Below are 1,842 nucleotides of genomic sequence, written 5' to 3'. Positions count from 1 at the left end.
ACTGGTTATGGGTGATCGGGGAGAGAGTTTCAACAGAGATTTGAGTGGTCATAACGATAACTCCGTACATTTGGAAATTATCGCCACCGACGACGCCAATCGAACTGGTGGCGAACTGTGCAGGGTTGGCGTAACCGGGTACGGAAACCGGCGAGCCTTTCGGCTCCCCCACACAGCCCGCCATAAATCGCGAATGTGACTGTGCAAACGATATGAAAAAAGACGCGGGCGCGTCTCATATCGCTCCGTAAACATCCGGGACGCCAATCCCGACGCCAGATTTTGCTGGCGCGTGAGGAATATAGCCCCGGATAACAGATTGAGTCAACAAACGGTTTTTAGATCCCCGGAAGAGAATGCATCACGCATCGGTAGATAGAGCATATATTCAGCAAGATTTAGCCATACATCTACCCGACTGCAGCACGTCCGGAAACACCACTCAGGGTGTGCGTCATTCAGCAATTCAGCCATTTTACGCTTAGTCATCCCCCGCCCTTCATACCGTTGCCGGAGGACACTAATCAATCCAGGATGCTCTGCCAGCACCTCACTTATGACTCTATCAATACATAACGCCTCTGCATCAGTACAATGCGCCAGCCAGGTCTTTTGCTTGCCATTGATCATCTCTCGCAAAAACGCTTCCAGCTCAGGTTTCTCTATTCCCGCTTTTTTCATCCTGCGCAGGGCTTCATTGACGGCTGTTTTCGTCAATTTTTTGGATGCCAGCAACTGGTTAAACATATTTCCCGTCTTACCGCCGCCAATATACGACCAGCGCCCCCACATGCGCAGTTTTCCCTGAATCCAGACACTTTCCAGCGTGGTGAGACGAAGGTGTTCCCCGCTTTTGCCTGTATTTGTTGGGTAAATCATAAATAACCTTCCTTTCTCCAGATTTCTTGTGTGCGAAAAACACCTTCTGCATGCATCAGGCGTAATTCTTCTTTGGTGTAATCGCTGGTTTTTACCCGCCCGTCGATTAAATCGTGGCATGAGCTACAGGCAATCGCTGCCTGCATATCGTGTGGTTTTGTCGCTGTTCCGCACGTCCCCGCCAGCCTGTAATGCGCCAGCACAGAAGTTTCGGGATTGTGATTGCAGTAGCCAGGAATTCTGACGGTGCACATCTGCCCCCGCGCCGCTTTACGTAAATCCACCATTACGCAAACTCCAGTAACTGCGCGGCCACATTTTCGACTTCCTCCGGAGAGGAAAATTTACGGAACAGGATCCAGTTCCACAGCACATTCAGTACAGATTTATAAACCTGCTGAAACTCGGTTTCGTCCATGTTCGCAAATGCGATAGATTTTGCCCTGCGCCCACGACTACCATCAGGATAAATATGCTCGGTGTAAAATCCGGCCTGAATGGTTACCCACTCGCGGAAAGCGTCAAACGACTTTAGCAATGCCGTATCCCGGGTTCTGCATGTCGCAACTGTATTAAGGTATTGCTCTGCGGCATCACTCAGGGCTGGAGTGTGTTCCCGACCTACTGATTCGCACAGGTAATCAACGAAGCCTGATACCAGTTTTCGTTCGCGAGGCGTGATCGCCCCACCGACCGGAGTCCAGTAATCAAATCCCAGTTGCAGGAGTTTGAAAAAACGCTTGTGGAATGCGTAGTTACGCACACGCTTAAAGTCTGCGTGTATCCACTCACCTATTTTGATTTGATGCAAAAAATCGCAACTCTCCGGCGTCGCCGGGAGAAGTAATCCGGAAGAGGTTTGTTTGACCAGTTGTATATGCGCCATCGTAGTTCTCCGCTGGCGCAGTAGAATGGGTGTTCAGCCCGTTATGTAGTATACCAGAATTAATGCCAATACTAACA

General features: G+C 50.0%; 4 protein-coding genes. All 4 read right to left on the bottom strand.

Going from position 1 to position 1,842, the window contains the following annotated elements; translation table 11 throughout:
* Positions 1-184 (bottom strand): hypothetical protein (locus tag ACUU1M_RS20035; protein WP_005049799.1); only part of this gene is annotated, 184 nt, incomplete at its 3' end.
* A gap of 140 nt (positions 185-324) precedes the next feature.
* Positions 325-879, bottom strand: coding sequence for a DUF1133 family protein (locus ACUU1M_RS20030; RefSeq protein ID WP_000640143.1), 555 nt, complete (start codon positions 877-879; stop codon positions 325-327).
* Positions 876-1,166: a DUF1364 domain-containing protein gene (locus ACUU1M_RS20025; protein WP_000228038.1), complete on the bottom strand. Its 291-nt coding sequence runs from the start codon at positions 1,164-1,166 to the stop codon at positions 876-878. Before ACUU1M_RS20025 ends, ACUU1M_RS20030 begins: the two co-directional genes overlap by 4 nt.
* On the bottom strand, positions 1,166-1,765 hold the full coding sequence (locus ACUU1M_RS20020) for a DUF1367 family protein (protein WP_000940329.1): 600 nt from the start codon (positions 1,763-1,765) through the stop codon (positions 1,166-1,168). Before ACUU1M_RS20020 ends, ACUU1M_RS20025 begins: the two co-directional genes overlap by 1 nt.
* Positions 1,766-1,842: the final 77 nt, after the last annotated feature.

It is taken from the genome of Shigella sp. SIG6, from assembly GCF_053555815.1.
Note: the sequence above shows the minus strand (reverse complement) of the source record. Positions and strands in the feature narration are given on the sequence as shown.